This window comes from Rathayibacter sp. AY1C6 (assembly GCF_002931535.1).
Taxonomy (GTDB): Bacteria; Actinomycetota; Actinomycetes; order Actinomycetales; family Microbacteriaceae; genus Rathayibacter.
The window spans coordinates 17,823-43,823 of the sequence record NZ_PSWC01000019.1; the positions used below are offsets into that span (position 1 = coordinate 17,823).

Consider the following 26,001-nt stretch of genomic DNA (forward strand, 5'->3'; position numbering starts at 1 on the left):
CCCGCCCCGATCGGGCGGGCGCGCTCGCCGATCCGACCCTGGGCTCCGCGTTCCTCCGATGCTCCGGCCCGGTGAGCCGTACGGAGGTGCCGTGCCGCCGACCCGCGTCGCTACGGCCTTTCGGAGGTGCCCGGTTTAGGGTGTCCGTGTGCAACGAGTCGACGATTTCCCAGGAGCCGGACCGGTGGCGACCTCACCCGAATCCGGTGACCAGGGGGAGGCGTCCGCGCATCGGCTCTCCCCGACGGCGACCTCTCCCGTGCAGGTGACGAGCGGCGAGGCCGGCTACCAGGGCGGCAACGTGGCCGATCCGGTGTGGCAGTCGTGGCGCGACGAGCTCGCCAAGGTCGGCGGTCCGTCGCCCCTGCTCCACTTCGTGGACTCGCCCCGGACGCGCATCGAGCTCTCGACCACGCACCCCGGCGGGCTGCCCCCGTTCATCTCGGGCAAGACGACGCTCCTCTCCTCGCTCATCCGCGACGAGCTCGCCCTGCGCACCGCGAAGAACGCCGCGGGTGCGATCACCGACAAGGGGATCGAGCTGCGCTCGGTCCGCGGCATCGAGGGCGTCCACCTCGCCATCGGCCTCGCCCAGTGGCGCGCCGGCGACACGGAGTTCACCGCACCCGTGCTCCTGCGCCCGCTCGCCATCCGCCGCTACGGCCGCGACTTCGAGCTCAAGCTCAAGGGCCAGCCCTACTTCAACCCGCAGCTCGCGCGTGCCCTCAAGCAGCAGTTCGGCATCACGATCGACCCCGAGCAGTTCGTCGAGCTGGCCGTGCAGAACGGCGTCTTCAAGCCGCAGCCGGTCATCGACCAGCTGCGCGGCCTGACCTCGCACCTGCCGTGGTTCGCCGTGCACCCGCGCCTCGTGGTCTCGAGCTTCGCCGACGTGGCGGGCGACATGCTCCGCGACGCCCGGATGCTCGAGCACCCCGTCCTCGACGCCGTCGTCGGGAACCCGGCCGCCAAGCGGGCGCTGCAGCAGTCGCAGAAGGTGGCGTCGATCATCCCGCAGGACGAGCGTCCTCCGGCGACCGACAACCTCCTCCTCGACGCGGACGCCGAGCAGGAGCAGGTGATCGCGAACATCGCGGCCGGCAACTCGCTCGTCGTGAAGACCCTCCCCGGCACGGGCGGCACCCAGACCATCGTCAACGCGATCGGCGCCCTGGCCGCCCAGCACAAGCGCGTGCTGGTCGTCAGCGCCCGCCGGTCGAGCCTCGACAGCATCCACCAGCGCCTGCTCTCGGCGGGCCTGGGCGGCATCGCGGTCGGGCCCCGCACGCTCCGCCGCGACCTCATCCAGTCGATCGGCCGCAACGAGAAGGCGGCGCGCCCCTCCGTCAGCGAGATCGACGACGCCCTGCTCCGGCTGCGGAAGGTGCTGCTCGACTACCGCGGCGCGCTCTCCCGGCGCGACGAGAGCTTCGGCGTCTCGGCGCTGCAGGCCCTCGAGGAGCTCGCCCGCCTCTCGCAGCTGCGGACGCCCCCGTCGACCGCCGCCCGCCTCGACCGCCGCTCCGTCACCGCTCTCGCGCACAGCCGCCCCGAGGCGACCCGGATGCTGATCGAGTCGGCGCGCCTGGGCGAATTCCGCTACGGCCCGGGCGACTCGCCCTGGTACGGGGCCCAGTTCGACTCCACCGCCGACGCCGAGATCGCCCACGAGCTGGCCAAGCGCCTGCACCTGCGCGACCTGCCGCGCCTGCTCGACCGCGCCCAGGACGTCATCGGCCAGACGCGGATGCGCCCGTTCGAGTCGGTCGCCGAGCTCGGCATCTACCTGCGCCTGCTGCAGGACGTCCGCGAGACGCTGGACAAGTTCCAGCCGGCCGTCTTCGACCGCTCGATCCAGGACCTCATCGTCGCCACCTCGCCGCGCCGCGAGGCAGCCGAGATGTCGTCCACCAACCGCCGGCGCCTGAAGAAGCTCGCCCGCGAGTACCTGCGTCCCGGCGCGCACGTCACCGACCTGAACGCGGCGCTCCGCCGGGTGCAGCAGCAGCGGACGCTGTGGCAGCGCTACGCGGTCGCCGGCACGATCCCCGAGGTCCCGGTCGGCGTCGCCGACGTGCAGGTGGCCTACCAGCAGGTGACCGACCAGCTGAGCCGTCTCGACGAGCCGCTCGGCCGACGCGGGACGAACCTGCAGCTCGCCTCGCTCCCTCTCGCCGAGCTGGCCTCGATGGTGTCCGGCCTCGCCGAGGACAGCGAGGTGCTCGCCAACCTCCAGGAGCGGACGACCCTCCTCGCCACCCTGCGCGACTGGGGCCTGGACCCGCTGCTCACCGACCTCTCGCGCCGCCACGTGCCGGCCGAGCTGGTCGCGGGCGAGCTGGACCTGGCCTGGTGGCGCTCGGCGCTCGAGATCATGCTGACCGACGAGCGTGCGCTGCTCGGCGGCAACACGAGCGTGCTCGACCGGCTCGAGGCCGACTTCAAGCTCGTCGACGAGGCGCACGCCGCCTCGAGCGCCGAGCTGCTGGCCTGGAAGCTCTCCGAGACCTGGAAGATCGGGCTCGTCGACTGGCCGCAGGAGCGCGACGCGCTGCGCGCGCTGCTGCGCACCGAGGCGGCGACGACCCCTCAGGAGCTGCAGAAGGCCGCTCCTCACCTCTCGCGCGTGCTCGCTCCGGCCTGGCTCGCCTCGCCGTACGAGGTGCACCGCATCGGCACCGAGACGACCTTCGACGCGGTGTTCCTCGTCGACGCCGGGGCGACCACGCTGGCCGAGAACGTCGGAGCGATCCGCCGGGCCAAGCAGGTCGTCGCGTTCGGCGACCCGGTCACGCAGACCCCCACTCCCTTCGGCCTGCGCGTCGACGAGACGCCGGAGTTCGGCTCCACCGCCTCGCGGACCGACGTGGAGGCGCTGCACGCCCAGTCGGCGCTCGCCCGACTCGGCGAGCTGCTCAACACCGTCACGCTCACCCGCAGCTACCGCGCGGGCGGCGAGGACCTGGCCGAGCTGGTCAACCGCCGCTTCTACGGCGGCCGCATCGACTCGCTGCCCTGGGCCGGCTCGTTCCTCGGACACGACTCGCTCCGCTTCCACTACATCGCGAGCGGGCACGGCATGCCCGAGAACGACTCCGGAGCCGTCGAGTCCGTCGACGCCGAGGTCGCGAAGGTGGTCGAGCTGGTGCTCGAGCACGCCGTGATCCGTCCGCGCGAGTCGCTGATGGTCATCACCGCGAGTCCTCGCCACGCCGTGCGGGTGCAGCAGGCGGTGCTGACGGCCTTCGCCAAGCGCACCGACCTGAGCGACTTCATCCTCGGCGACCGTCCCGAGCCCTTCGCCGTCGTGACGCTGGAGCAGTCGGTCGCGCAGAGCCGTGACCGCGTCATCTTCTCGATCGGCTACGGCCGGACGCCCCACGGCCGCCTGCTGTCGAACTTCGGCGCTCTCGCGGAGCCGGGCGGAGAGCGCCTGCTGGCGGTCGGGATGACCCGTGCCCGCCGCTCGATGGACATCGTCTCGTGCTTCCGCCCGGGCGACATCGACGAGTCGCGCATGCGCTACGGCATGGTCGCGCTCGCGCAGGTGCTGCAGGAGGCGGAGGACCGCGTCCAGCCGAGCGACCGCGACGACTATTCGGAGCCGATGCTGGTGGATCTCGCCGCGCGCCTCGAGCGCCGCGGACTCCGGGTCAACATCGGGCACAAGGGCAAGCTGGCCCTCGTCGCCGCGCACGGGACCCGTGCCGTGGTGGTCGAGACCGACCGCGACGTGAGCACGCAGAGCCTGCGCGTGTCGCTGCGCCTGCGTCCGGAGCTGCTGCGCCGGCTGGGCTGGCACTACCTGCGGGTGCACAACTTCGAGCTGTTCGCCGACCCCGAGGCCGTGGCCGCGCGGGTGGCCGGGCTGATCGGTGCGACCGCGGGGGAGGAGCAGACCCCTGTTCCCGCCGCCGGCGAGGCTCCTGCTGCTCCCGCCGCCGGCGAGGCTCCTGCTGCTCCCGCCGCCGGCGAGGCTCCTGCTGTTCCCGCCGCACCTGCCGCCGCCGCCGCTCCGGCATCGGGGGAGACGCAGCCCGTCGAGCCGCTGCCGCACGACTGATCGTGGCGCCGGATCCCGACGCCCCCGCGGGTGCCGACCGCCCGTTGCGGCGCACCCGCGGCGGCCGGCGGGCGACGCTCCCCGCGAAGCCCGGCACCGATCCGTCCCCGCACGACGCTCCGATCGCCGACCCCTCCGCACCGCCCGCGCGCCCCGACACCGGCCCGAACGACGCGCGCCTCCGCCAGGACGTCCCCCCGCACTACTGACGTCAGCCGGACCGGTCGGTGATCCGCGAGTCGAGACATGTCCCGTCGGCGACTTCGGACCTCCCCCCGGCGCGTCCCCGCTCGACGAGCGGATGGACGCGTGGAGACAGGGCCGGTCGGTCCCCGCCAGAGTTGCTCATGGTCCCGATCGGCGACCTCCCGAAGGTGCAGGTGCCGTCCGAGCCGCGTGCCAGCGTTTCGGACGCACCGTTCGCACAACGCTCTGCGAGCCGTTCCCCCATCGGGAAGACGACAGAGCGACTCAGTCGACGTGCTTGCCGGAGTTCGCGGTGGTGGCGGTGCCGTTGTTGGCGAGCAGGTCGCGGATGTCGGCGAGGAGCTCGAGCTCGGTGGGGGCCTTGTCCTCCGCGGCGGGGGCGTCGGCGGCCTTCTTGGCGAACGCGGCGTTCTTAAGGTGGTTGATCGGCAGGACGAACGCGAAGTAGAGGACGAAGGCGACGATCACGAACTGGATCAGGGCCGAGACGACCGAGCCGTAGGCGATGACGGTCGGGTCCTCGCCGTTCTCTCCCGGTCGGATGGTCCAGACCAGGGTCTCGAGGGAGGAGGCGTCGAAGATCACGCCGATGAGCGGGTTGAAGATCCCCGTCACGATCGCGTTGACGATGGTCGTGAAGGCGGCGCCGATGACCACGGCGACAGCCAGGTCGATGACGTTGCCGCGGAGGATGAACTCCTTGAAGCCGTTGATCATGATCGTTCCGTTTCTGCCGTGAGCGGTGGGTGGCGGGTCAGCTCCCGGAGGAGGAACCCGAGGAGGAGGACCCGGAGGAGCCCGAGGACGACGAGGAGGAGGACGATCCGGAGCCCGAGGACCCCGAGCCGGACGAGGAGCCGCTCGAGCCCGATGAACCCGAGGATCCGGAGGAGGAGCCGCCCGATCCCGAGGAGCCCGACGACGAGTCGGATGAGCCGGAGCCGGATGCGCCCGAGCCGGACGAGCCGGAACCCGAGGAGGAGGAGCCGCCCTCGCTCGACTTCCCGCCGGAGCGGGAGTCGGTGCGGTAGAAGCCCGAGCCGTTGAAGGTCACGCCGACCGCGCTGAACACCTTGCGCAGCGCCCCCTGGCAGCTCGGGCACTCGGTGAGCGTGTCGTCGGTGAACTTCTGCTGGATGTCGAAGGCGTTGCCGCACTGCGTGCAGCGGTAGGAGTAGGTGGGCACAGGGGGCTCCTCGGAGGCGGGTGGGGGAGAAGGAGGAAGGGGTCAGTGGCGCAGGTCGACGATGCCGGAGGGAGTGACGACTCCGTCGACGGCCTGGTCGTGGACCTCGCTGGGCACCCGGTCGACGAGCTCGCTGTCGAAGACGACGGCGTAGACCGGCGGGCACTTCTCCATCGAGCCGAGGGTCTTGTCGAAGTAGCCGCGCCCCCAGCCCATCCGCATCCCCTGCCGGTCGACGGTGGCGGCCGGGACGACGATGAGGTCGACGTCGTTGATCGCGATGGGGCCGAGCAGCTGCCCGACGGGCTCGGGCATGCCGAACAGGCCCTGGGTCTCGGTGTGGCCGTCGCCGACCGCCCAGTCGAGCAGGCCGTCCTGGCGCGAGACGGGGAAGAGGACGCGGATGCCGTGGCTCTCGGCCCAGCCCAGGAACGGCCGGGTGCTCGGCTCGTCCGGAGCGGAGAGGTAGCACGCGAGGGAGCGGGCCCCCACGCGGGTGGCGAGCTCGATCAGGTGGGCGGTGATCTGCTCCGCGGCCTGGTCGCGAGCGGTCGAGGTCTGCGTGCGGCGGCGCTCGCGCAGCTCGGCGCGCAGCGCCCGCTTCTCGTGCGTGATGTCGGCTGGCATGCGCTCAGTCTAGAACCGGGCCCCGCGCCGGCCTCCGCGCGGACGACCCTGAGGGACGCTCGTCCCGGACCGCCCCGGAACGGGGTCCGGCGCCTTCCGTCGCCGGTCCTGGCGCGAAACTCCCGCGACTTCCCCCGCCGCTAGGATGGCGCCCCATGGGCACTCGAATCCGCAAAGCAGTCATCCCCGCCGCAGGTCTCGGCACCCGCTTCCTGCCGGCGACGAAGGCCATCCCCAAGGAGATGCTGCCGGTCGTCGACAAGCCGGCGATCCAGTACGTGGTCGAGGAGGCTGCGGACGCCGGCCTCCAGGACGTGCTCGTGATCATCGGGCGCAACAAGAACGCGCTCGCCAACCACTTCGACTCGGTGCCCGAGCTCGAGCAGAACCTCTCCCAGAAGAAGGACGACAAGAAGCTCGAGCACGTCAAGTACGCCAGCGACCTCGCCGACGTGCACTTCGTCCGTCAGGGCGAGCCGAAGGGCCTCGGCCACGCGGTCTCCCGCGCGCAGCGCCACGTCGGCGACGAGCCCTTCGCCGTGCTCCTCGGCGACGACCTGATCGACGCCCGCGACCCGCTGCTCTCCCGCATGATCGACGTCGCCGAGCAGCGCGACACCACGGTGGTCGCGCTGCTCGAGGTCGACCCCGACCAGATCCACCTCTACGGCTGCGCGGCGGTCGAGGCGACCGACGAGGACGACGTGGTGCGGATCACCGGGCTGGTCGAGAAGCCCTCCAAGGAGGACGCCCCCTCGAACCTCGCGATCATCGGCCGCTACGTGCTGAAGCCCGACGTGTTCGGCGTGCTCGAGCACACCGCTCCGGGCAAGGGCGGCGAGATCCAGCTGACCGACGCGCTGGAGCGCATGGCGCAGGACCCGGCCGAGTTCGGCGGCGTCTACGGCGTCGTGTTCCGCGGCCGCCGCTACGACACCGGCGACAAGCTCGACTACATCAAGGCCATCGTGCAGCTCGCCTCCGACCGCGACGACCTCGGCAAGGACCTCAAGCCCTGGTTGAAGGACTTCGTCGCCGGCCTCTGAGCCCCGGCGAGCGCGCCTCCGGAACGGACGGGACCCCCTGCTGAGGCGGGGGATCCCGTCCGTTCCTCCGTTCCACGGAAGCACGGAACGCCCCGGAGTCCAGTCCCCCTCCCGCAGTGCGGTGGAGCAGTAGGGTCGCATCATGCCGCTCCCGATCCCGACGCTCACCGAGGGTCGTGTCACCGTCCGCCCCATCCGCGTGCGCGACGCCCGCCCTCTCGAGCGGGAGCTGATCGCGAACCGGTCGTGGCTGCGCCAGTGGGAGGCGTCCGACCCCCGGGGAGGCGCCGCGTTCGACGTGCGCGCCAGCATCCGCTCGCTGCAGCAGAACGCGCGGGCCGGCGGCGGAGTGCCGTTCCTCATCGACTGGGACGGCGAGCTCGCCGGGCAGCTCAACATCTCGAACATCGGGTACGGCTCGCTCTCCTCCGGGTCGATCGGCTACTGGGTGTCCGAGCGCTACGCCGGGCGGGGGATCACTCCGATCGCCGTGGCCCTCGCGGCCGACCACGCCTTCCTCGACCTGGGCCTGCACCGGATCGAGATCTGCATCCGCCCGGAGAACCGGCCGAGCCTGCGCGTGGTCGAGAAGCTCGGCTTCCGCTACGAGGGCCTGCGGCGGCGCTTCATCCACATCAACGGCGACTGGCGCGACCACTTCTGCTTCGCCCTCGTGGCGGAGGAGGTGCCCCGCGGCGTGCTCCGCCGCTACCTCGACGGGCAGGTCCCGTCGGAGGTCGGCGTGCCGACCGACGCGGACCTCCGCGCCTCGCGCCGCTCGGGTCTCTCCGGACCCTCCGATGGCGCCGGTGTCCCTCCGACGGGGCCCCGGCTGATCCGCGATCCGCACGGACACACCTACCCGTAATGACGGACGGGAGTGCCCGGTACTCCTAGCGTTGTCCGCATGAGTAGCGACTGGTTGGGCGGGGGCGTCGTCTGGGCGCTCGCCGCCGTTCTGTGGGTCGCCTACCTGATCCCCACGTGGATGCGCAGGCGGTCGTACAACGCGACCGAGCGCAACGCGGTGAGGCTGCAGCAGACGCTGCGGATCCTCGCCGAGACCGCGGAAGTGCCCGAGCACGTGCGTGCGGAGGCGACGGCCCGCGAGGTGGCGCTGCAGCAGCGCCGGCTCCGGGTGACCGAGACACGACGACGAGCCGAAGAGAAGGCACAGGCGATGGAGCTGGCACAGGCGGAGAAGGCGGCGCGCGACGCGCTGCGACGGGCGACCGCGAGCGCACGGCGGAGCACGCGGTCAGGGCCCTCGGTCCTGCGCTGGCGCCAGGGCGCCGCGCTGGCCGTGCTGGTCGGGGCGGTCGCCGCGCTGGTCGGGCTCGTGATGCTGCCCTTCGGCGGCACGGGTGCGGTGCCGCTCGTCGGCCTGCTCCTCGCCGTCGCGGGGCTCGGCACGCTGATCCTGCTGGCTCCGGGTCGCCGCCGCGCCGCCGCTCCGGCCGCAACAGCGATGACGGCCGCCGCGACCGAGCGCCGGCGCGCCGAGGTCTTCGAGGCCGAGCTCGCCGAGGAGGCGGCGGACGACGCCTCCGAGGAGCTCGCCGAGGACCGTGCGAGCTGGACGCCGCAGCCGCTCCCCAAGCCGCTCTACCTCTCCCGGGGCACGGTGGCCGCCTCCGCGATGGCGTCGATCGACGCCGTGGAGCGCCTGCGCACCGCCGCGGCGGAGGCGGAGCTCGCCCAGCGCGCCGCCGCGACCGCTCCCGAGGTGGCGCCGCTGCGCGTCCCGCGTGCCGCCGCTCCCGCTCCCGAGGCCCCGCGTCCCTCCTCCCGCTTCGCCGCGATGGGCGTCGTGGACGGCGTCGACGCGATCGACCTCGACCAGGCGCTGCAGCGCCGCCGCGGGGCCTGACGCGAGTGCGAGGCGCCTGCTCGTCCGTGCTAGTGTGGACGAGTTGTTCGGGCCGGTGACGGCTCGGAAGGCACGGGTCCGTGGCGCAGTTGGTAGCGCGCTTCGTTCGCAATGAAGAGGTCAGGGGTTCGAATCCCCTCGGATCCACCACAACGGAAGGCCCGCTCGAGAGAGCGGGCCTTCTGCTTTGTGCCGGCGGCCGGATCGGGAACCTCGCCTGTTCGGCGAGTCGACCGCCTCGCGGCCTCGACGCGCTCGTCGGCGGAGGAGTGGTCCGTTTGATCGGCACTCGGTACTAGGCGTCTCCGCCGATCCTGGCTCGACCGCCGAGGACGGCGACTCCTGTCGAGACTCCGGCGACTGCGACCATCGCGACGATGCCCAGTGCCCGGAGCACGAACGCCTTGTGCTCCGAATCCTTGAGCGCTTCGTCGTCGATCGCTTCTTTGAACAGCCGAAGGACCGAATAGCGGTCCGCCGCGCTCAGGGTGTCACGATCCAGTTCGCGGTTCAGGACGGCGCGGTACTCGGCGAAGGCCCTGTGAACCTTCTTCTGACTCTTCCAGTTGGCTCGAACGGCTGAACTCGCCTGATCTCGCACTTCACTGAACGAGTCGAGGACGAGATTCTTGAAATCCGGGAACTGCTCGACGACCTTCAGGGCGAGCTCCTCGCTCATGTTCGGCAGCTCGGATGCGAACGCGATGAACTTCTCTTTCGACAGATTCCTCCAGGAGTCGATGCCGATCCTCTGCTTGAGATCGTCCTCGTTCGAGTAGTCCATGCTGATCCCTCTTCCCTCCACGGCGACGGCCGATCGTCGCTTCAGAGTATCGAGGAGGAGCCGTCGGTCCACGTGCTCTCCGGGCGGGAGAGCGCGCGGGCCGGCCGTGCAGGTCCTGACGATCGGGCGCCCGAAGCTGTGGGCCGCTCGCCTCCGTGCGTCCTCCGTGTCCCCCATCCGGGCCGCGCCGGGCGGGAGCCGCCCTCCTCCGGTCCGTCGGGGGATCCGCGGCGACGTACGCTCGCCCCTCGTGCTCTCGCAGCACGCGAGGCACTCGAACGATGGACGACCAGGGGACGGGACGACATGGGGACCACAGCACACAGGGCACGGCGGAGAGCGGCAGGGGTCGGCGCGGGGGCGATCGCGCTCCTGGCGGGGCTCCTGGCGGCACCGCCGGCGCAGGCGTCCGGGACGCAGACGCTGCTCGCGCTCGGCGACTCGATCACGCGCGCGGCCACGACCTGCGGGGTGAACCGCGACTGCGTCGAGAACTCCTGGGCGACGGGATCGGCGCCCGCGGTCGACTCGATCGCGAACCGGATGGCGGCGGCGGATCCGCGGACGGCGGTCCGCGCGGTGAACTACGCGAAGTCGGGCGCGGTCATCAGCGGAGTCGAGTCGCGGATCGACGCCGCGGTCGCGGCCGGGGAGGAGCCGGACGTGGTCACGCTGCTGATCGGCGGCAACGACCTCTGCTCGCTGAGCCTCTCGCCCGACTCCCGCGACGGCTACGCGATGACGCCCGCGGCCTCCTTCGCCGCGTCGGCGACCCGGATCCTGCGCTCGATCGGCGAGGAGTGGCCGGAGGCGACGGTGCTCGTCGGCTCGGTCCCGGACATCGAGTCGGAGTGGGAGGCCGTGAAGCCGACGCCGGGCGCCGCGATCTGGGCCTGGGGCGGGGTCTGCCGGACCCAGCGCGGAGTCGACGCCACGACCGGAGCCCCGCTGACCGGCTCGGCCTACACCGCCTCGCTCGCGGCGGCGGAGGACCGGGAGGCCGACTTCAACGAGGCACTCGAATCGGCCTGCGCATCCGCCGCGAACGACTGCGTCTGGGACGGCGGCGCCCTCACGGCGGCTCCGATCTCGCTCGATCAGCTCTCGACGGACGTCGACTACTTCCACCCGAACGTCGCCGGCCAGGGGATGATCGCGGAGGAGCTGTGGACGGCCTGGGGCCTCGGCGACGAACCGGCTCCGGCTCCGACTCCGACTCCCACGTCGGCGCCCACCGCGGCTCCTGCTCCGGCACCCGCAGGCTCGCCCGCGCCGTCGCGCGACACCACGGCTCCGAAGATCGTCATCACCGCGCCGACGAGCGGATCGACGGTGCGCGGCTCTGTCACCCTGGTCGCCACCGCCAAGGACGACGTCGGCACGACGAAGCTGAGCTTCTGGAGCGGAGCCACGCGGCTGGGCGACGCGACGAGGGCGTCGGACGGCACGTGGCGCCTGACCGTCTCGGCCTCCTCCTACCCGGCCGGGCGGTACGCGATCGTCGCGCACGCCTACGACGCCGCAGGGAACCTCGGGCGGAGCTCTTCGATCACCCTCAAGCGCTGAGCGGCTGAGGGGGCCGTCCGTCACCGGCCCCCTCAGCCCCGCGCGACGAGCAGCACGTCGGGACGATCCCAGTTCTCGACGGTCTGCAGCACCCAGAAGATCCCGAAGAGGGCGAGCGCGACGGCCTCGCCGAGCAGGAGCCACTGCTCGCCGAGAAGTTCCGCTCCCCGCCCCGTGAGAAGCAGGAGCACCAGCGCCGCATCGACCGCGGCGATCAGCACCGCGAGAACGGCGTAGCAGCGGGAGTAGAAGCGCGGCGTCCCCGGCCCGCTCGCTCCCTCCTCGCGCACCGCGACGGCGTGCAGACCCGCGGTGACGGCGATGAGGAGGAAGAAGACGCCGGCGGCGGCGTAGTGGCCGAGCCGCAGGAACGACGGGAGCGTGCTCCAGGCCGCCAGGACGATCAGGAGGGCGGCGGCGATCGCGGTGCGGACGAGCGCCCAGCGGTCGAGGACCCCGTCGAGGGCGAGCAGGATCACGGAGGCGACGAGGACGGCCGCGGCCGTGACCAGGTAGGCGGGCAGGGAGGCGGCGACCTCACCCGCGGCCGTCGCGGGAAGGCACGACGCCCCTCCCGCCGGGCACACCGCTCCCTGGAGGCGCTGCAGCTCCTCCGAGGCGAGGGGCACCGGCACGATCGCGATGACCGGCGCCGTCATGCCCGCCAGCAGCAGGAGGAAGCGCCGCACGCTTCTCCCGGCGAGGACGACCAGCGCGACGCCGACCGCGAAGAGCGCCCCGGTGAAGAGGGAGCGGACCGGGGTGTAGTACGAGGCGCTGATCGAGCGCAGCGGGCCTCCGACGACGAGCTGGTGGACGAGGCCGGCCGTGAGGAGCACCACGGCCGCCACCAGGGAGAGGCGGACGTAGCGGTAGGTGCGGAGGGAGGAGACGGCACCGCCCCCGCCCAGCGCGTCGCCGCGGGCCACCCGGCTACTCCGCGCGCAGGCCGGAGGAGGCGAGGGCGAAGTCGACGTCGATGCGGATGGCGACGCGGAGGGGGTTCGGGCGCGGGGTGCGGTAGCGCTGGGAGTAGAGCTCGACGGCGTGCTGCACGGCGTCCGGCTCCTCCTCGATCGTCGCCGGACCGCCCAGGCTCAGCCACCGGATGCCGTCGACCTGCCCGACCGTCGCGGTGCCGCCCCGCCGGACGTTGAGCACCTTCTGGCTCTCGCGGGAGGTGATGACGCGGACGACGCCGTCCTCGTAGGTGAAGCCCACGGCGACCACGTGCAGGCGGCCCTGGCGGCCGGGGGTGGAGAGGGTGGCCAGGTGGCGCTCGGTGACGAAGGCGAGGCCGTCGGCGCTCAGGATGCTCATCCCGCGAGCGTAGCCGGAGGCGCCGACGCGCTCCTGGGGGCGGACCGCCGGTCAGCCCTCGAGGATCAGCGCCTCGCCCTGGCCGCCTCCGCCGCAGAGCGCGGCGACGCCCAGACCGCCGCCCCGGCGCCGGAGGGCCAGCGCCAGGTGCAGGGCCAGCCGTGCTCCGGAGGCGCCCACAGGGTGGCCGAGCGCGATCGCCCCGCCGTCGGGGTTGACCGCCTCGGGCTCGACGCCGAGATCGTCCGCCGACTGGAGGACGACGGAGGCGAACGCCTCGTTGATCTCGATCAGGTCCAGGTCGGACACCGCTGCACTGCGGCGGCTGAGCGCCCGGAGGATCGCCGCCGACGGCTGCGAGTGCAGGGAGTTGTCCGGTCCGGCGACCTGCCCGTGCTCGGCGACGGTCGCGAGCCAGGGCAGTCCGCGCTCGCGGGCCCAGCCGCGGGACACGACGACCAGCGCGGCGGCGCCGTCCGTGATCGGGGACGAGCTGCCCGCCGTGATCGTGCCCTCGGGCGAGAACGCGGGGGCCAGCCGGGCGAGCGTCTCGACCGTGCTGTCCTCCCGGATCCCGTCGTCGGCGGACACGACGAGGTCCGGTCCGCGCCGCTGCGGAACCGCGACCGGCACGATCTCCTCGGCGAGCACGCCGGTGGACCGTGCCGCGGCGGCCCGCTGGTGCGAGAGCGCGGCGAAGGCGTCCTGGCGCTCGCGGCGGATGCCCCGTGCGGCGTTGCCGTCGTCGGTCACCCTCCCCATCAGGCGGCGGTCAAACGGATCGAGCAGGCCGTCGTGGAGGAGTGCGTCCTCGAGCGGACGCGGACCGACACCCAGGCCCGAGCGGGATCCGAGCAGGAGGTGCGGCGCGTTGGTCATCGACTCCTGCCCTCCGGCGACGACCACCTGCGCCTCGCCGAGCCGGATCATCCGCGCCGCGTCGATCACCGCGGTGAGACCCGACAGGCAGAGCTTGTTGATCGTGACCGCCGGGACGTCCCAGCCCAGGCCCGCGAGGACCGCGGCCTGCCGGGCGGGGCCCTGACCGGCTCCGGCCTGGATCACCTGGCCGAGCAGGACCGCGTCGACGTCGGCCGCGGAGGCGCCCGAGCGCTCGAGAGCCCCTCGGATGGCAGCGGCGCCGAGCTCGACGCCCGAGAGCGGCGCGAAGGCTCCGGAGAAGCGGGCGAACGGGGTGCGGGCGCCCCCCAGGATCACGGGGGTGGTGTCGTCAGTGGACACGGGGACTCCTTCTCGACGGTGAGAGCGGGGGAAGCGGTGGGGAGACGGATGCCGGATGCCGGCCCGGGTCAGGGAACGAGCAGGATCTTCCCGCGGACGTGGCCGTCCTCGCTGACCCGGTGCGCCTCTGCGGCCTGCTCGAGCGGGAGGCGCGGACCTGTCGCGACCGCGAAGCGCCCCTCGCTCGCCAGCCGGGCGGCCAGCGGCACGCCCTCACGGCGGAGGCGCTGCTCCTCCTCGGTCAGCGGCACGGGACTGCCGCCGCTCCAGGCCCGGATGCCCAGCTCGGCCGCCCGAGGACCGGCGACCACCGTTCCGACGTGCTGCGGATCCTCCACCAGCGCGAGCGAGGCGGCGAGCGCCTCGTCCGTCCCGGCCGCGTCGAGCACACGGTCGACGCCCTCGGGCGCCGCGGCGCGCAGCCGCTCGAGCAGTCCGGGCCCGTAGGCGACCGGCACCGCTCCGAGCGCGCGCAGCGCCTCGTGGTTCGCCGGGCTCGCCGTGGCGATCACCCGGGCTCCGCGGTCGACGGCGAACTGGATCGCCGCCCGTCCTACCGCGCCGGCGCCCGCGTGGACCACGAACGTCGATCCCTCCGCGACGCCGAGCGAGACCACCGCCTGGTAGGCGGTGGAGACCGGGATGCCGAGCGCGGCCGCCTCCTCGAAGCCGAGTCCGTCGGGGAGCGGATCGAGGGAGTCGGGGGAGACCGCGACGGCGGTCGCGTAGGTGCCGGTGGCGCCGCTGACGATCACCCGGTCTCCGACGCTCCAACCGGTCACGCCCGGACCGACGGCGGAGACCACGCCGGAGCCGTCCGACCCGAGCCTCCGCGGACCGTCGAACGGCGGGCTCGGGCGCAGGCCGGAGCGCACCTTCCACTCGATCGGGTTCACGCCGGCCGCGCGGACGGCGACCACCACGGTGCCGGGCCCCGCCTCGGGCTCCGGCGCCTCGACGGTCTCGAGCACCTCGGGCCCGCCGATCCGCTCGTACTGCACGATCCTCGCCATGTCGTCCTCCTCCTCGCGGGCCACCGCCCGCTCCGGTCGCCTCAGTCCAGCAGACTCTCGCGCACCTGGCGGCGCAGCACCTTGCCGATCAGCGAGGTCGGCAGCTCGTCCACCGGGACGATCCGCTTGGGCACCTTGTAGGGCGTCAGGTGCAGCCGGCAGAAGTCGCGCAACGCCTCCGGATCCACGGCCGTCCCGGCCCGCAGGACCACGGCCGCCGCGACGCTCTCGCCGCCGTCCTCGCGGGGGAGCCCGACGACGGCCGCGCGCGTCACGTCCGGGTGCGACTCCAGCACTCCCTCGACCTCGGAGGGGGAGACGTTGAAACCGCCGGTGATGATGAGCTCCTTGGCCCGGTCGACGATAGTCACGAAGCCGTCGGCCGAGACGGTCGCGATGTCGCCCGTGCGCAGCCAGCCGCCGGGGAGGAGGGCCTCGGCCGTCTCCTCCGGCCGCTTCCAGTACCCCTGGAACACCTGCGGCCCCCGGAGCAGGAGCTCGCCGGACTCGCCCGGGCCGCGGTCGACCGACGGATCGGCGGGGTCGACGAGGCGGATCGTCGTGCTGGGGAACGGCACGCCCACGGTGCCGGGCCGGCGGGTCGGGCCGACCGGGTTCCCGAGGGCGACCGGCGAGCTCTCGGTCATGCCGTAGCCCTCGACCAGGAGTCCCCGGCTCGCGCGCTCCCAGCGGTCGACCGTCGCGACCGGCAGGCTCATCGCTCCCGAGATCGCGAAGCGGATGCCGCGCAGGTCGAGCTCGTGGCGCTCGGAGGCGCGGGCCAGCGCGTCGTACACGGGCGGCACCGCGGGGAGGAAGGTGGGCGGCGACGACTTCGCGGCCGCCTTCACGAGGCCGACGTCGAAGGTCGGGAACAGCACGACCTTCGCGCCGATGCTGATCGCGAAGGTCAGGCACAGCGTCAGGCCGTAGGCGTGGAACAGGGGGAGCACCGCGTAGAACGTCTCGTCGCCCTCGCGCAGGCCCGGCACCCAGGCGCGGCCCTGCAGGGCGTTCGCGCGGAGGTTCGCGTGCGAGAGGATCGCGCCCTTGGGCGTCCCGGTGGTGCCGCTCGTGTACTGCAGCAGGGCCGTGTCGCCGAGGACCGGGCGGGGGTGCGAGCGCGCGATGCGGCGGTTCTTCAGCAGCGACGCGAAGGGCACCAGGGAGCGGCTGCGGGGGGTCGCGGTGAGCTTCTCGCGTGACCGGCGCACCGACGGCAGGGGGAGCCGCAGCGCCAGGCGCTTGCCGAGCGGGAAGGAGCGGGTGAGGTCGACGGAGACGACGCGCTCGATGCCCAGGTCGGCGGGCATGGTCGCGACGACGTCGGCGATCTTGTCCCAGACGACCGCGAACCGGGCGCCGTGGTCCTCGAACTGCCGCCGCAGCTCGCGCGGCGTGTAGAGCGGGTTGTGCTCGACCACGATCGCTCCGAGGCGGAGAGCGGCGTAGAACGCCACCACGTGCTCCGGGCAGTTCGGGAGCACCAGCGCGACGCGGTCGCCGGCGCGCACGCCCAGGCGCCGCAGGCCCTCCGCCGCGCGCGCGACCCGCTCGCCGAGCTCGGCGTAGCTGGTCTCGGCGCCGAAGAACTCGAGGGCGGTGCCGCGGCGGTACCGCGCGACCGAGTCCTCGAGCAGGTCGACGAGGGTCTGGGTGGGAGGGTCGATCTCGGCGGGCACGCCCTCCGCGTAGGAGGTCAGCCACGGCTTCGTCGCCAGGTTCGAGGATCGGGAGGTCACGGGCCGAGTATCGGGCACCCGCCTCCGCACTTCCTCCGAGGCGCGCGGAGGGGGTGCCGCACCGGGCGCGGGAGCGGCAGGCTGGCGGCATGAGCGCAGCAATCGACCTCCTCCGCGACGCCTTCGGCCGGGTGCACGAGAACGTGCACGCCGTCCTCGACGACAGCACCCCCGATCAGCTCGCGTTCCGCGCGGACGCCCGCTCGAACTCGCCAGCCTGGCTCGTCTGGCATCTCGTCCGGGTGCAGGACGACCACCTCGCCCCGCTCGCCGGCCACGAGCAGGTGTGGACGGCCGACGGCTTCCACGGCCGGTCCGGCCTGCCCTTCGGGCCCGACGAGACCGGCTACGGGCAGGAGCCGGCCGAGGTGGCGGCGCTCGCCGCGGTGCCGGCCGCGCTGCTCGCGGAGTACGCCGACGCCGTGCACCGGCAGACGCTCGCCCTCCTCGACACGCTCGGCGACGAGGACCTCGAGCGCGTCGTCGACGAGCAGTGGGATCCGCCGGTGACTCTCGGGGTGCGGCTGGTCTCGGTGATCGACGACGACACGCAGCACGTCGGCCAGGCCGCGTACGCGAAGGGGCTCGCCGAGCGCTCGGCGCACTGAGCCCGGCCTCTACGCTGGCGGGATGCGCGCGCTCCGGACCCTGCCCGCGAGCGCGGTCCTCGCCCTCGCCACCGCGCTGACCCTCGTCGGATCCTGGATCCCCTCCTACTGGAACGACGAGGCCGCGACCCTCCGCCTGGCACGGCTCCCGGTGGGGGAGCTCCTCGGCTTCCTGCAGGAGAAGGACGCGGTGCACCTGGTCTACGGCCTGCTGATGCACGGCTGGATCGCGATCGCCGGGGAGTCGGAGCTCGCGGTGCGCGCGCCGTCCGCTGTCGCCACGGGAGCGGCGGCGGCGGGCGTCGTCGTCCTGCTGCGCTCGTTCGACCGGCCCCGGGCGGCACTCCTCGCCGCCGCGGTGCTCGTGCTGCTCCCGCGGTCCTCGTTCTCGGGGACCGAGGCGCGATCCTCCGCTCTGGCCACCGCGCTCGTGGTGGGAGCGGCGGTCCTCGTCGTGCGGGCGGCCCGCTCCGGAGGCGCCCTGCGCTGGATCGCGTTCGCGGTCGTCGCGGGACTGTCGAACGCCGTGTTCCTCTACTCCGTGCTGGTGCTGCCGGCTCTCGTCGCTCTCGCCGCGGCCGCGTCGCCCCGGGGTGCCGGGAGAGCTCTCACGGCGAGCGCCCTCTCGGCACTGGGCGCCGTGCCGGTGCTGCTCCTCGCCGCCGGGCAGAGCGGTCAGGTCGGCTGGCTCCGCTCGCAGCCCGTGACCGCGTTCACCGTCCTGGTCGAGCCGTTCTTCGGATCCGCGTGGTGGCTGGCCGGGACCGCCGTCGCGCTCCTCGCGGTCGCCGCGGTGCGGGGCGGCCTGCGCGGGCCGCTCCTGCCGGCACTCGTCCTCTGGATCGTGCTGCCGACGGCGGTGCTGGTGCTCGGGACCCTCCTCGTCGAGCCGATGTTCACCCCCCGCTACCTCGCGTCGAGCACGCCCGCCCTCGCGGTCCTCCTCGGCCTCGCGCTCGACTCGTTCAGGGCCCGGACGGGCGTCGCCCTCCTCGCCCTGATCGCGGTGGCCGCACTGCCGGTCCTCGTGCAGATGCGCACGGTCACCGGGAAGCCGGCCGGGCAGGACCTCCGCGGTCTGGCGGCCGCCGTCGAGGAGCGGGCCCGTCCGGGCGACGCCGTCCTCCTCGGCTCCTCCGGGACGGTCTCGCTCCGGCCCCGCCTGGCGCTCGCCGCCTACCCGGAGGCATTCGCGGGCGTGGACGACGTCGCCCTCGCCGCTCCGTACGGGACGACGGGGACGTACTCCGACGTGCTCCTGGAGGGCGAGGCCCTGCTCGCCGCGCTCGCCGGGGAGGACCGGGTCTGGCAGGCGCTGCCGGAGGGCGAGGCGGACACGGTGCTCGCGGAGGCGGGGTTCGTCGCGCGCGAGCGGATCCGGGTGCCGACGACGGTGCTGACGCTGTGGGAGCGCCCGGAGGGCCGCTGATCCGGAGCGCTCGGGGCGTCGCAGCCCCGGAGTGGAGAGACGCCGGAGTGCCCGGAGCCCCGCCGACGGGGAGCCGCTACCCTTGTCCCCGGCGCCGTCGCAGAGCGGTGGCGTCCGCGGAGCGAGGACCGCGCCACCGAGAGGACCCGAACGTGACGTTGCCCGAGACCACCACCACCGCCATCGCGAAGCGGAAGGGGCGCGACGTCGCCCCCGAGATCGCGCGCTCCTGGCTGCTGGTGAACGCCACCCGCACCGAGACGTTCGACTCCGCGCACGCGTCCCGCGCCGACCAGATCGTCCTCGACATCGAGGACGCGGTCGACCCCAAGGCGAAGCCCGACGCGCGGACCGACGTCGCGGAGTGGCTGACCGGCGAGAAGCGCGCCTGGGTCCGCATCAACGACCACTCCACCCCGTTCTGGTCCGACGACGTCGACGCGCTGAAGGGCCTGCCCGGCCTCGCCGGCGTCATGCTCGCCAAGACCGAGGCCGCCGAGCACGTCACCGAGACCTTCGACCGCCTCGGCGGCTCCACCCCGGTGCTCGCCCTGGTCGAGTCCGCCCTCGGCATCGAGGAGGCGGTCTCGATCGCCCGCGCCCGCGGCACCTTCCGCCTCGCGTTCGGCAGCGGCGACTACCGCCGCGACACCGGCACCAGCGCCGACGACCTCGCGATGGCCTACCCGCGCTCGCGCCTGGTCGTCGCCTCGCGCATCGGCGATCTGCCCGGCCCGATCGACGGACCGACCGTCTCGAACAGCCACCCCGTGCTGCGCGAGCAGTCCGCGCTCACGGTCTCGCTCGGCCTCACCGGGAAGCTCTGCCTCGACACCGAGCAGCTCGCCGTGATCAACGAGGTCATCAGCCCGACGCCGTCCGACGTCGCCTGGGCCCGCGACTTCCTCGACGACTTCGAGGCCCGCGGCCGCGTCATCCGCGACGGCAGCGACCTGCCCCGGCTGGGCCGCGCCAAGAAGATCGACAAGCTGGCCACGGCGTTCGGCGTCAACCCGCTGTGATCCGTCGCGGGGAGGGCGCCTCCGCGGCACACTGAGGGAGCCGCGGAGACCCTCCCGCGCAGGACGGAGACTCCGATGGGCGCGGTCAGCACCTTCCTCTGGTTCGACGACGGCGCGGGGGAGGCGGCGCGCTTCTACACGGAGCTGGTGCCGAACTCGCGGATCACCGGAAGCCAGGTGCTGCCGGAGGGCTCCCCGTCGCCCGGCGAGGTGCTGTCGGTGACGTTCGAGCTCGACGGGCAGCGGTTCCAGGCGATCAACGCCGGGCCGCGGTTCCCGTTCACCGAGGCCGTCTCGATCGTCGTGACCGTCGGCGGCCAGTCCGAGCTCGACCGGCTGTGGGACGCCCTGATCGCGGACGGCGGCGAGGAGAGCCGGTGCGGCTGGCTCCGCGACCGCTGGGGGCTGTCCTGGCAGATCGTGCCGGAGGTCCTCCCGCGTCTGCTCGGAGGCGCCGACCCCGAGGCGTCCGCGCGCGCTCTGCAGGCGATGCTCGCGATGAGCCGCCTCGACATCGCGGAGCTGGAGCGGGCCCATGCCGGCACGTGACTCCGCCCGCCCGCGCCGCTCGACCTCGCTGCGGCGCGCGTACCTCCGCGACTACCGCTACGCCTACGGCTCGCGCTTCGTGCACCTGCGGGAGGGCTGGGACGTGTCGCGGTACGCGTCCGGCGACGGCGCTCCGGTGCTGCTCATCCCCGGGATCTACGAGACGTGGCAGTTCCTCCGGCCCATCGCCGAGAGGCTGCACGCGGCGGGCCATCCGATCCACGTGCTGCCCGCGCTCGGCTACAACACGCGGCCGATCGTCGCGTCGGCCGGACTCGGCCAGGACTACCTGCGCGAGCACGATCTGCGCGGAGTCGTCGTCGTCGCTCACAGCAAGGGCGGCCTGATCGGCAAGCACATGATGGTCGTCGACGACCGCGAGGACGGGCGGATCGAGCGCATGATCGCCGTCTCGACCCCGTTCAACGGTTCGTCGCTCGCACGGATCGCCCCGGCGCGGGCGCTCCGGGAGTTCGCGCCCCACCGCCCGCTGATCCGCACCCTGCTGGCCGAGCGCGAGGCCGACGCGCGCATCACGTCGATCTACGGGATGCGCGACCAGTACATCCCCGGAGGGAGCCGCCTCGCCGGGGCGCGCGAGAACATCGCGGTCTCGGTGGTCGGCCACTTCGCGCTGCTCTCGAGCCCGAAGGTGCTCGACCTCATCGCGGCCCGGGTCTGAGGCCGGACCGGATCCGCTGGACTCGCCGCCCGCATGAGGCGCCTGCCGTGCGGCGCGTCCTCGACCGGAGGACGGCCGCCTCAGCGACGGGCCGAGCCGCCCGCCGCGCTCAGGACCAGGGAGTGAGCAGCACGAGCGGGATCTGCCGCTCGGTCTTCGTCTGGTATTCGGCGTAGTCCGGCCACGCGGCGACCGCGCGCTCCCACCAGGCCGCGCGCAGATCGCCCTCGAGCACGCTCGCGGCGTAGTCCTTCTTCACGGGCCCGTCCTGCAGCTCGACGTGCGGCTCCTTGAGCATGTTGCCGTACCAGACGGGGTGCTCGGGCGCGCCGCCCTTGGACGCGACGACCACGTACTCGCCCTCGTGCTCGACGCGCATCAGCGCGGTCTTGCGGAGCTTCCCGCTCTTCGAGCCGACGGTGGTCAGGACGATGATGGGGCGGCCGCGGAGGAGGTTCCCCTCGGCTCCGCCGGTCCGCTCGTAGAGCTCCGCCTGCTCGCGGGCCCACTCGGACGTGCTGGGTTCGTACTCTCCGGTCAGCGGCATGCCTCCGATCGTACGGCCGCGGCGGCCCCGGTGGCCGACCCGTGTGCAGGAGGATGGAGCGGTGTTCTCCGCAGACCCGTTCGACCGAGCCCGTATCGCCCTCCTGCGCGACGACCTGATCCGCGCCCGCTACGGCGTGGACGCCGTGCGGGGGCTCTGGGGCGACGAAGCGGCCGAGGCGCTGCACCGCGGCGACCGGGTCCCCGCCCGCCGCGCCCTCGAGCGCAGCGGCGACCACGACGCGCTGGCCACCCTCGCCCGCCTGTTCCTCCTGGCCGATCCCGTCTCGGCCGACGACGCGGACGAGGCGTTCGGCGCTCTCGCGCTGGAGGGGGCGGTGGAGCTCGGCCTGGTGCGCGTCGAGGCCGGAGCCGTCGTCACCGCGGCCCTCGACCTGCGCCCCTACGACGTGGTCGACCAGCGCGGCGCTGCCTCCTGGTGGATCGCCTCCGACCTCGGGGAGCTCGCCCTCGGCCGCGCGCTCGACGAGGACCACGTGCTCGGCGTCGGCGGCGCGAGCCTCACGCTGACCGGCCTGATGATCCAGCGGCCCGTCGGCCGCGTGCTCGACCTGGGGACCGGCTGCGGGATCCAGGCGCTGCACGCCTCCCGCCACGCCGAGCAGGTGGTCGCCACCGACATCTCGGAGCGCGCGCTCGCGCTCGCCTCCTTCACCGCGGCGCTCAACGGGATCGAGAACATCGAGTTCCGCCTCGGCAGCCTCTACGAGCCGGTCGCGGGGGAGCGCTTCGACCAGATCGTCACGAACCCGCCGTTCGTCATCACGCCGCGAGCCGAGGGCGTCCCCTCCTACGAGTACCGCGACGGCGGGCTGGAGGGCGACGAGATCGTGCGCCGCGTGATCCTCGGAGCAGCCGAGCACCTGGTGCCCGGCGGTGTCGCGCAGCTCCTGGGGAACTGGGAGTACCGGGAGGGCGCGGACGCCTTCGACCGGATCGCGGACTGGCTCGCCGACGCCCGCAGCCCGCTGGAGCAGGCGCTCGAGGCGGGGCCCGAGGGGCTCGACGCCTGGATGGGCGGGACCGCCTCTCCGCTGGACGTCTGGGTCGTGGAGCGCGAGCGTCAGGATCCGGCGGTCTACGCCGAGACCTGGATCCGGGACGGCGGCACGACTCGCGGCCCCGCGTTCGACGCGCTGGTCGACGCCTGGCTGACCGACTTCGAGCGGCGCGGGGTGACCGGCGTCGGCTTCGGCTACGTCACGCTCCGCCTGCCCGAGCAGCCCCGCCCGCCGATCCGCCGCCTCGAGCGCATCACCACGCCGGTCGCGACCGCGGGCCTGGGCGGCCACCTCGCCGCCTGCCTCGACGCGGCCGAGGCCCTCGCGTCGCTCGACGATCGCGCTCTGGCGGGTCTCGCCCTGGTCGTCGCCGGAGACGTCACGGAGGAGCGGCACTACTGGCCGGGCAACGACGATCCGACGGTGCTGCGGCTGCGGCAGGGCGGCGGCTTCGCCCGGGTCGAGGAGGTCGACACGGCGCTGGCCGCCGTGGTCGGCGCCTGCGACGGCGAGCTCTCCGTGGCGGCGATCGCGGCGGCGGTCGCCTCGCTCCTCCAGGTCGAGGAGGAGGCGGTGTCCGACTCGGTGCTGCCGCGGGTGCGCGAGCTGGTGGCGACGGGGCTGCTGCGGCTGCCCCAGGGGGAACGCGGCTAGAAGAGGGTGGCGGAGTCCTCGACGGGGGGCGCGGCGGCCGCGGCGGGCGCGGCGGCGGCCGTCGGCCATCCGGGTCCGGCGTCGACGGGCTGCCGGCGCTGGTAGGCGGTCGCGGCGCTCCGGGCGCGGACGTCGGCGGCCTCGTTCATCCGGTGGTTGGCGTGCCCCTTCACCCACTCGAAGGTGACGGCCCGGCCCTGCAGCTCCTCGTCGAGCGCCTTGATGATCTCGACGTTCATCACCGGCTTGCCGTCGGCCTTACGCCAGCCCTTCCGCTTCCAGCCCGGCAGCCACTCGGTGCAGGCCTTGATGGCGTACTGGCTGTCGCAGAGGATGTGCAGCGGCTCCTCCTCCTGCGCGGTCGCGCGCAGCAGCTCGAGCACCGCGGTGAGCTCGCCGATGTTGTTCGTGCCGTGCGACCAGCCGCCCGCGGCCCAGCGCTCGTCGTCGACGTACCAGGCCCAGCCGGCGGGGCCGGGGTTGCCCAGTGCGGACCCGTCTGCGGCGGCGATGATGCTCACGTGCGTCTCTCCTCGTGCTCTCGGTGCTCGCGCCGGTGCGGCGCCCTCCGAGGGTAGTCGGCGGGCGGGGCGGTCCGCGGCGCGCGGCGCGGAGTCAGGCGGAGGAGGAGCGGCGCGCGATCGTCACGCGCGTCGAGTACGGCATCGCGACGGTCCCGCTCCCGCCCGACTCCTCGTCCACCACGGCGTCGACCGCCGCGAGGACCGCGGCGCGCTCCTCCTCGGGCATCGCGATGATGTAGCTGCGGGACGCGAACATGTCCCGCACCCCGGCTCGGTCCAGCTCGAAGGACCACTCGAAGGCCGCGAACGCCACCCGCTCGAGAGCGGAGCCGAGCGGCGGCCGGAGCGTCTCGAAGCGCTCGGCGGTGGAGGCTCCGGCGACCTCGCCGAGCCGGCGCACCCAGGGGACCGACTCGTCGCGGATGTTCCACACCAGCGCGAGCACGCCCTCCGGCACCAGGACGCGGGCGACTTCGGCTCCCGCGCGCTCGGCGTCGACCCAGTGCCACGACTGCGCGGCGGTGACGAGCTCCGCGGAGGCGTCCGCGGCGGGGATCGCCTCGGCCGTCCCCTCCTCGGGGCGGACCCCCGGCAGATTCGAGGCGAGCCGCGCGAGCATCTCCGCGTCGGGCTCGACCGCGGTCACGGCGAGGCCGCGGGACGCGAGCGACGCGGTGAACTTGCCCGTTCCCGCGCCGAGGTCCACGGCGCGCAGCCGATCGGAGGCGTCGGCTCCCGCCGCGCGGGCCCGCTCCGGGAGGAAGGCGCCCGCCACTCGCGCGGGGGCGTGCCCCACGATCCAGTCGACGGCGTCGTCGGGGTAGCCGGGCCGCCCGCGGTCGTAGGCGTCGACCGCGCTGCCGAAGGAGCGTCCGAGGCCGCTCATCGCTTCTCCGCCGCTCGCGCGAGCACGTCCACCGCGTAGCCGTAGCCGGCGATCCCCGCGCCGACGATCACGGCGATCGCGACGTCCGAGAGGTAGGAGTGCTGCCGGAACGGTTCGCGCCGGTGCACGTTGCTCACGTGGACCTCGACCATCGGCAGCTCGGTCGCGAGGACGGCGTCGCGGATCGCGATCGACGTGTGCGTGTACGCCCCGGCGTTGAGCACCACTCCCGAGACGGAGCCGCGAGCCGCGTGCAGCCGGTCGACGATCGCGCCCTCCGAGCTGCTCTGGAAGGTCTCGACCGTGAAGCCGTGCCGCTCGGCCGCCTCCGCCGCCAGCGCCTCGGCGTCGACGAGGGTGTCCGAGCCGTAGAGCTCGGGCTCGCGGGTGCCGAGCAGGTTCAGGTTCGGGCCGTTGAGGACGAGGATCGGCAGCTTCACGCTCCGACCCTAGCGCCGGCCGTCCCCGCGAGCGGGAGCGGCGGCAGCGCCGCGCGCAGGAGGATCAGCTCGCGCGCATGGGCGTCCAGACGCCGGTCCTCCTCGGTTCGCAGCTCGAGAGGCGGGACCGGCTCGGCCGCCCCGTCGGAGCCCCGCACCACGAAGACGCTCCGGCACTGCGTGGTCAGCTCCAGCTCGCCGGTCCGCGGGTCCCCGGAGCGCACGTGCACCGCCAGGTGCATGCTCCGGGCGCTCGTGTGGATGAGGCGCGCCTCCACCTCGACGAGGTGCCCGATGCTCACCGGACGGTAGAAGTGGATCCCGCCGGAGTAGACGGCCACCGCGTCGCGGCCGGTCCAGCGCTGCGCGACCGCGTCGGCCGCCTCGTCGATCCAGCGCATCACGATCCCGCCGTGGGCGTTGCCGCCCCAGTTGACGTCGCCCGGCGCCGCGAGGAAGCGGAACACGATCCGCGGACCGGTGCCCTCCTCGGTGTACTCCTGGGCGCGCATCACGTCGTGCAGCCGTCGGCGGCCCTCGATGCGCGCGGCGGCGCCCTCGGCGAGGGACAGGTCCTCGATCGAGCGGGGCCGCCACTCCGGGACCGACCGCGGCCTCTTCTCGTCGTCGACGGCCACGAACACGAGGAGGCAGTGCGTGGCGTCCTCGTAGAGGCCGGTCCGCGGATCCGCCTGCGCGACCTGCACCAGCACGTGCATGCTCGTGCGCCCGGTGTGGATGACGCGGGCGGTCGCCTCGATCAGGTTGCCGACCGAGATGGGCCGGGTGAAGTGGACGTTGCCGACGTACGCCGTCACGCAGTAGCCGCCGCTCCAGCCCACGGCGCAGGCGTAGCCGGCCTTGTCGATCCACTCGAGGACGCGGCCGGCCTGGGCGCTGCGGCCGTCGGCGGTGGCGTCCTGCGGGGCGGCGAGGAAGCGGAGCGTGATGCGGTCGGTCATGGTGCCCGTCG

At 73.6% G+C, this 26,001-nt stretch carries 26 protein-coding genes and 1 tRNA gene; 13 read left to right on the forward strand and 14 right to left on the reverse strand.

Annotated features, from left to right (window positions below; genetic code table 11):
* Positions 1-184: 184 nt before the first annotated feature.
* Both C5D36_RS11985 and C5D36_RS11990 read left to right on the forward strand, forming a co-directional pair.
* The gene (locus tag C5D36_RS11985) at positions 185-4,063 is read left to right on the forward strand and encodes a DEAD/DEAH box helicase (protein ID WP_374953778.1); all 3,879 of its coding nucleotides are present in this window, start codon (positions 185-187) and stop codon (positions 4,061-4,063) included.
* A 2-nt stretch (positions 4,064-4,065) separates the two neighbouring features.
* Positions 4,066-4,272 (forward strand): hypothetical protein, encoded by a 207-nt coding sequence (locus C5D36_RS11990; protein WP_104223221.1) that lies wholly within the window; start codon positions 4,066-4,068, stop codon positions 4,270-4,272.
* Between the two features lie 262 nt (positions 4,273-4,534).
* Here the strand turns inward: C5D36_RS11990 and mscL are convergent, their stop codons facing one another.
* The 3 genes from mscL to C5D36_RS12005 are packed head-to-tail and all read right to left on the reverse strand — an operon-like array spanning position 4,535 to position 6,083.
* A complete protein-coding gene (mscL, locus tag C5D36_RS11995; RefSeq protein ID WP_181072883.1) occupies positions 4,535-4,987 on the reverse strand; it encodes a large conductance mechanosensitive channel protein MscL in 453 nt (150 codons plus the stop codon).
* A 37-nt stretch (positions 4,988-5,024) separates the two neighbouring features.
* Positions 5,025-5,456 (reverse strand): FmdB family zinc ribbon protein, encoded by a 432-nt coding sequence (locus C5D36_RS12000; RefSeq protein ID WP_104295923.1) that lies wholly within the window; start codon positions 5,454-5,456, stop codon positions 5,025-5,027.
* 42 nt (positions 5,457-5,498) lie between these two features.
* Complete coding sequence (locus C5D36_RS12005) at positions 5,499-6,083, reverse strand: 5-formyltetrahydrofolate cyclo-ligase (RefSeq protein WP_104223219.1); 585 nt, start codon at positions 6,081-6,083, stop codon at positions 5,499-5,501.
* A gap of 155 nt (positions 6,084-6,238) precedes the next feature.
* On the opposite strand from C5D36_RS12005, the gene galU reads away from it, so the two are divergent.
* The 4 genes from galU (at position 6,239) to C5D36_RS12025 (ending at position 9,149) form a co-directional block, all read left to right on the forward strand.
* Entirely contained in the window at positions 6,239-7,129 is an 891-nt protein-coding gene (gene galU, locus C5D36_RS12010; RefSeq protein ID WP_104223218.1) for a UTP--glucose-1-phosphate uridylyltransferase GalU, read from the forward strand.
* A 142-nt stretch (positions 7,130-7,271) separates the two neighbouring features.
* The gene (locus C5D36_RS12015) at positions 7,272-7,997 is read left to right on the forward strand and encodes a GNAT family N-acetyltransferase (RefSeq protein ID WP_104223217.1); all 726 of its coding nucleotides are present in this window, start codon (positions 7,272-7,274) and stop codon (positions 7,995-7,997) included.
* Between the two features lie 39 nt (positions 7,998-8,036).
* Positions 8,037-8,999, forward strand: a complete 963-nt coding sequence (locus tag C5D36_RS12020; RefSeq protein ID WP_104295924.1) for a hypothetical protein — start codon at positions 8,037-8,039, stop codon at positions 8,997-8,999.
* 74 nt (positions 9,000-9,073) lie between these two features.
* A tRNA-Ala gene (locus tag C5D36_RS12025) sits at positions 9,074-9,149 on the forward strand.
* Between the two features lie 145 nt (positions 9,150-9,294).
* On the opposite strand, the gene C5D36_RS12030 is transcribed toward C5D36_RS12025, so the two are convergent.
* Complete coding sequence (locus C5D36_RS12030; RefSeq protein ID WP_146083738.1) at positions 9,295-9,855, reverse strand: hypothetical protein; 561 nt, start codon at positions 9,853-9,855, stop codon at positions 9,295-9,297.
* Positions 9,856-10,089: 234 nt separating this feature from the next.
* On the opposite strand from C5D36_RS12030, the gene C5D36_RS12035 reads away from it, so the two are divergent.
* Positions 10,090-11,349 (forward strand): GDSL-type esterase/lipase family protein, encoded by a 1,260-nt coding sequence (locus tag C5D36_RS12035; RefSeq protein ID WP_104295926.1) that lies wholly within the window; start codon positions 10,090-10,092, stop codon positions 11,347-11,349.
* A gap of 32 nt (positions 11,350-11,381) precedes the next feature.
* Here C5D36_RS12035 and C5D36_RS12040 read toward each other — a convergent pair whose 3' ends face one another.
* The 5 genes from C5D36_RS12040 to C5D36_RS12060 form a co-directional block, all read right to left on the reverse strand.
* Positions 11,382-12,278: a hypothetical protein gene (locus C5D36_RS12040; RefSeq protein ID WP_104295927.1), complete on the reverse strand. Its 897-nt coding sequence runs from the start codon at positions 12,276-12,278 to the stop codon at positions 11,382-11,384.
* Between the two features lie 4 nt (positions 12,279-12,282).
* The gene (locus C5D36_RS12045) at positions 12,283-12,669 is read right to left on the reverse strand and encodes a pyridoxamine 5'-phosphate oxidase family protein (RefSeq protein WP_104223212.1); all 387 of its coding nucleotides are present in this window, start codon (positions 12,667-12,669) and stop codon (positions 12,283-12,285) included.
* Between the two features lie 51 nt (positions 12,670-12,720).
* Positions 12,721-13,911: an acetyl-CoA C-acyltransferase gene (locus C5D36_RS12050; protein ID WP_104295928.1), complete on the reverse strand. Its 1,191-nt coding sequence runs from the start codon at positions 13,909-13,911 to the stop codon at positions 12,721-12,723.
* A gap of 68 nt (positions 13,912-13,979) precedes the next feature.
* Entirely contained in the window at positions 13,980-14,924 is a 945-nt protein-coding gene (locus C5D36_RS12055; RefSeq protein ID WP_104295943.1) for an NADP-dependent oxidoreductase, read from the reverse strand.
* 41 nt (positions 14,925-14,965) lie between these two features.
* Positions 14,966-16,666 carry a long-chain-fatty-acid--CoA ligase gene (locus tag C5D36_RS12060; protein ID WP_104295929.1) on the reverse strand — a complete coding sequence of 567 codons (1,701 nt, stop codon included), beginning with the start codon at positions 16,664-16,666 and terminating at the stop codon, positions 14,966-14,968.
* Between the two features lie 89 nt (positions 16,667-16,755).
* On the opposite strand from C5D36_RS12060, the gene C5D36_RS12065 reads away from it, so the two are divergent.
* The 5 genes from C5D36_RS12065 to C5D36_RS12085 all read left to right on the forward strand — a co-directional run bounded on the left by C5D36_RS12065 (position 16,756) and on the right by C5D36_RS12085 (position 20,956).
* Complete coding sequence (locus tag C5D36_RS12065) at positions 16,756-17,274, forward strand: DinB family protein (RefSeq protein WP_104295930.1); 519 nt, start codon at positions 16,756-16,758, stop codon at positions 17,272-17,274.
* A 22-nt stretch (positions 17,275-17,296) separates the two neighbouring features.
* On the forward strand, positions 17,297-18,703 hold the full coding sequence (locus C5D36_RS12070; protein WP_104295931.1) for a glycosyltransferase family 39 protein: 1,407 nt from the start codon (positions 17,297-17,299) through the stop codon (positions 18,701-18,703).
* Positions 18,704-18,861: 158 nt separating this feature from the next.
* Complete coding sequence (locus tag C5D36_RS12075; RefSeq protein ID WP_219812598.1) at positions 18,862-19,725, forward strand: CoA ester lyase; 864 nt, start codon at positions 18,862-18,864, stop codon at positions 19,723-19,725.
* A gap of 75 nt (positions 19,726-19,800) precedes the next feature.
* Positions 19,801-20,274, forward strand: coding sequence for a VOC family protein (locus C5D36_RS12080; RefSeq protein WP_104246703.1), 474 nt, complete (start codon positions 19,801-19,803; stop codon positions 20,272-20,274).
* Positions 20,261-20,956, forward strand: coding sequence for a triacylglycerol lipase (locus C5D36_RS12085; RefSeq protein ID WP_104223206.1), 696 nt, complete (start codon positions 20,261-20,263; stop codon positions 20,954-20,956). Before C5D36_RS12080 ends, C5D36_RS12085 begins: the two co-directional genes overlap by 14 nt.
* 109 nt (positions 20,957-21,065) lie before the next feature.
* Here the strand turns inward: C5D36_RS12085 and C5D36_RS12090 are convergent, their stop codons facing one another.
* Positions 21,066-21,503 carry a nitroreductase family deazaflavin-dependent oxidoreductase gene (locus C5D36_RS12090; RefSeq protein WP_104223205.1) on the reverse strand — a complete coding sequence of 146 codons (438 nt, stop codon included), beginning with the start codon at positions 21,501-21,503 and terminating at the stop codon, positions 21,066-21,068.
* 61 nt (positions 21,504-21,564) lie between these two features.
* Here C5D36_RS12090 and C5D36_RS12095 point away from each other — a divergent pair, with 61 nt between their 5' ends.
* Positions 21,565-23,178, forward strand: a complete 1,614-nt coding sequence (locus C5D36_RS12095; RefSeq protein ID WP_258062935.1) for a methyltransferase — start codon at positions 21,565-21,567, stop codon at positions 23,176-23,178.
* Here C5D36_RS12095 and C5D36_RS12100 read toward each other — a convergent pair.
* The 4 genes from C5D36_RS12100 to C5D36_RS12115 form a co-directional block, all read right to left on the reverse strand.
* Entirely contained in the window at positions 23,175-23,699 is a 525-nt protein-coding gene (locus tag C5D36_RS12100) for a ribonuclease H (RefSeq protein ID WP_104223203.1), read from the reverse strand. The genes C5D36_RS12095 and C5D36_RS12100 overlap by 4 nt on opposite strands.
* A gap of 94 nt (positions 23,700-23,793) precedes the next feature.
* The gene (locus tag C5D36_RS12105; protein WP_104295933.1) at positions 23,794-24,588 is read right to left on the reverse strand and encodes a class I SAM-dependent methyltransferase; all 795 of its coding nucleotides are present in this window, start codon (positions 24,586-24,588) and stop codon (positions 23,794-23,796) included.
* Positions 24,585-25,028, reverse strand: coding sequence for a type II 3-dehydroquinate dehydratase (gene aroQ, locus C5D36_RS12110; RefSeq protein ID WP_104226430.1), 444 nt, complete (start codon positions 25,026-25,028; stop codon positions 24,585-24,587). Before aroQ ends, C5D36_RS12105 begins: the two co-directional genes overlap by 4 nt.
* Positions 25,025-25,990 (reverse strand): acyl-CoA thioesterase, encoded by a 966-nt coding sequence (locus tag C5D36_RS12115; RefSeq protein ID WP_104295934.1) that lies wholly within the window; start codon positions 25,988-25,990, stop codon positions 25,025-25,027. The genes aroQ and C5D36_RS12115 overlap by 4 nt, the downstream gene beginning before the upstream one ends.
* Positions 25,991-26,001: the final 11 nt, after the last annotated feature.

Bases quoted from the DNA above. Each gene is read 5' to 3' on its own strand.
- C5D36_RS12055 (WP_104295943.1), bottom strand. From the start codon at position 14,924: ATGGCGAGGATCGTGCAGTACGAGCGGATCGGCGGGCCCGAGGTGCTC.
- C5D36_RS12085 (WP_104223206.1), top strand. From the start codon at position 20,261: ATGCCGGCACGTGACTCCGCCCGCCCGCGCCGCTCGACCTCGCTGCGG.
- C5D36_RS12035 (WP_104295926.1), top strand. From the start codon at position 10,090: ATGGGGACCACAGCACACAGGGCACGGCGGAGAGCGGCAGGGGTCGGC.
- C5D36_RS12005 (WP_104223219.1), bottom strand. From the start codon at position 6,083: ATGCCAGCCGACATCACGCACGAGAAGCGGGCGCTGCGCGCCGAGCTG.
- C5D36_RS12105 (WP_104295933.1), bottom strand. From the start codon at position 24,588: ATGAGCGGCCTCGGACGCTCCTTCGGCAGCGCGGTCGACGCCTACGAC.
- galU (WP_104223218.1), top strand. From the start codon at position 6,239: ATGGGCACTCGAATCCGCAAAGCAGTCATCCCCGCCGCAGGTCTCGGC.
- mscL (WP_181072883.1), bottom strand. From the start codon at position 4,987: ATGATCAACGGCTTCAAGGAGTTCATCCTCCGCGGCAACGTCATCGAC.
- C5D36_RS12065 (WP_104295930.1), top strand. From the start codon at position 16,756: ATGAGCGCAGCAATCGACCTCCTCCGCGACGCCTTCGGCCGGGTGCAC.
- C5D36_RS12045 (WP_104223212.1), bottom strand. From the start codon at position 12,669: ATGAGCATCCTGAGCGCCGACGGCCTCGCCTTCGTCACCGAGCGCCAC.
- C5D36_RS12090 (WP_104223205.1), bottom strand. From the start codon at position 21,503: ATGCCGCTGACCGGAGAGTACGAACCCAGCACGTCCGAGTGGGCCCGC.
- C5D36_RS12020 (WP_104295924.1), top strand. From the start codon at position 8,037: ATGAGTAGCGACTGGTTGGGCGGGGGCGTCGTCTGGGCGCTCGCCGCC.
- C5D36_RS12115 (WP_104295934.1), bottom strand. From the start codon at position 25,990: ATGACCGACCGCATCACGCTCCGCTTCCTCGCCGCCCCGCAGGACGCC.
- C5D36_RS12070 (WP_104295931.1), top strand. From the start codon at position 17,297: ATGCGCGCGCTCCGGACCCTGCCCGCGAGCGCGGTCCTCGCCCTCGCC.
- C5D36_RS12015 (WP_104223217.1), top strand. From the start codon at position 7,272: ATGCCGCTCCCGATCCCGACGCTCACCGAGGGTCGTGTCACCGTCCGC.
- C5D36_RS12080 (WP_104246703.1), top strand. From the start codon at position 19,801: ATGGGCGCGGTCAGCACCTTCCTCTGGTTCGACGACGGCGCGGGGGAG.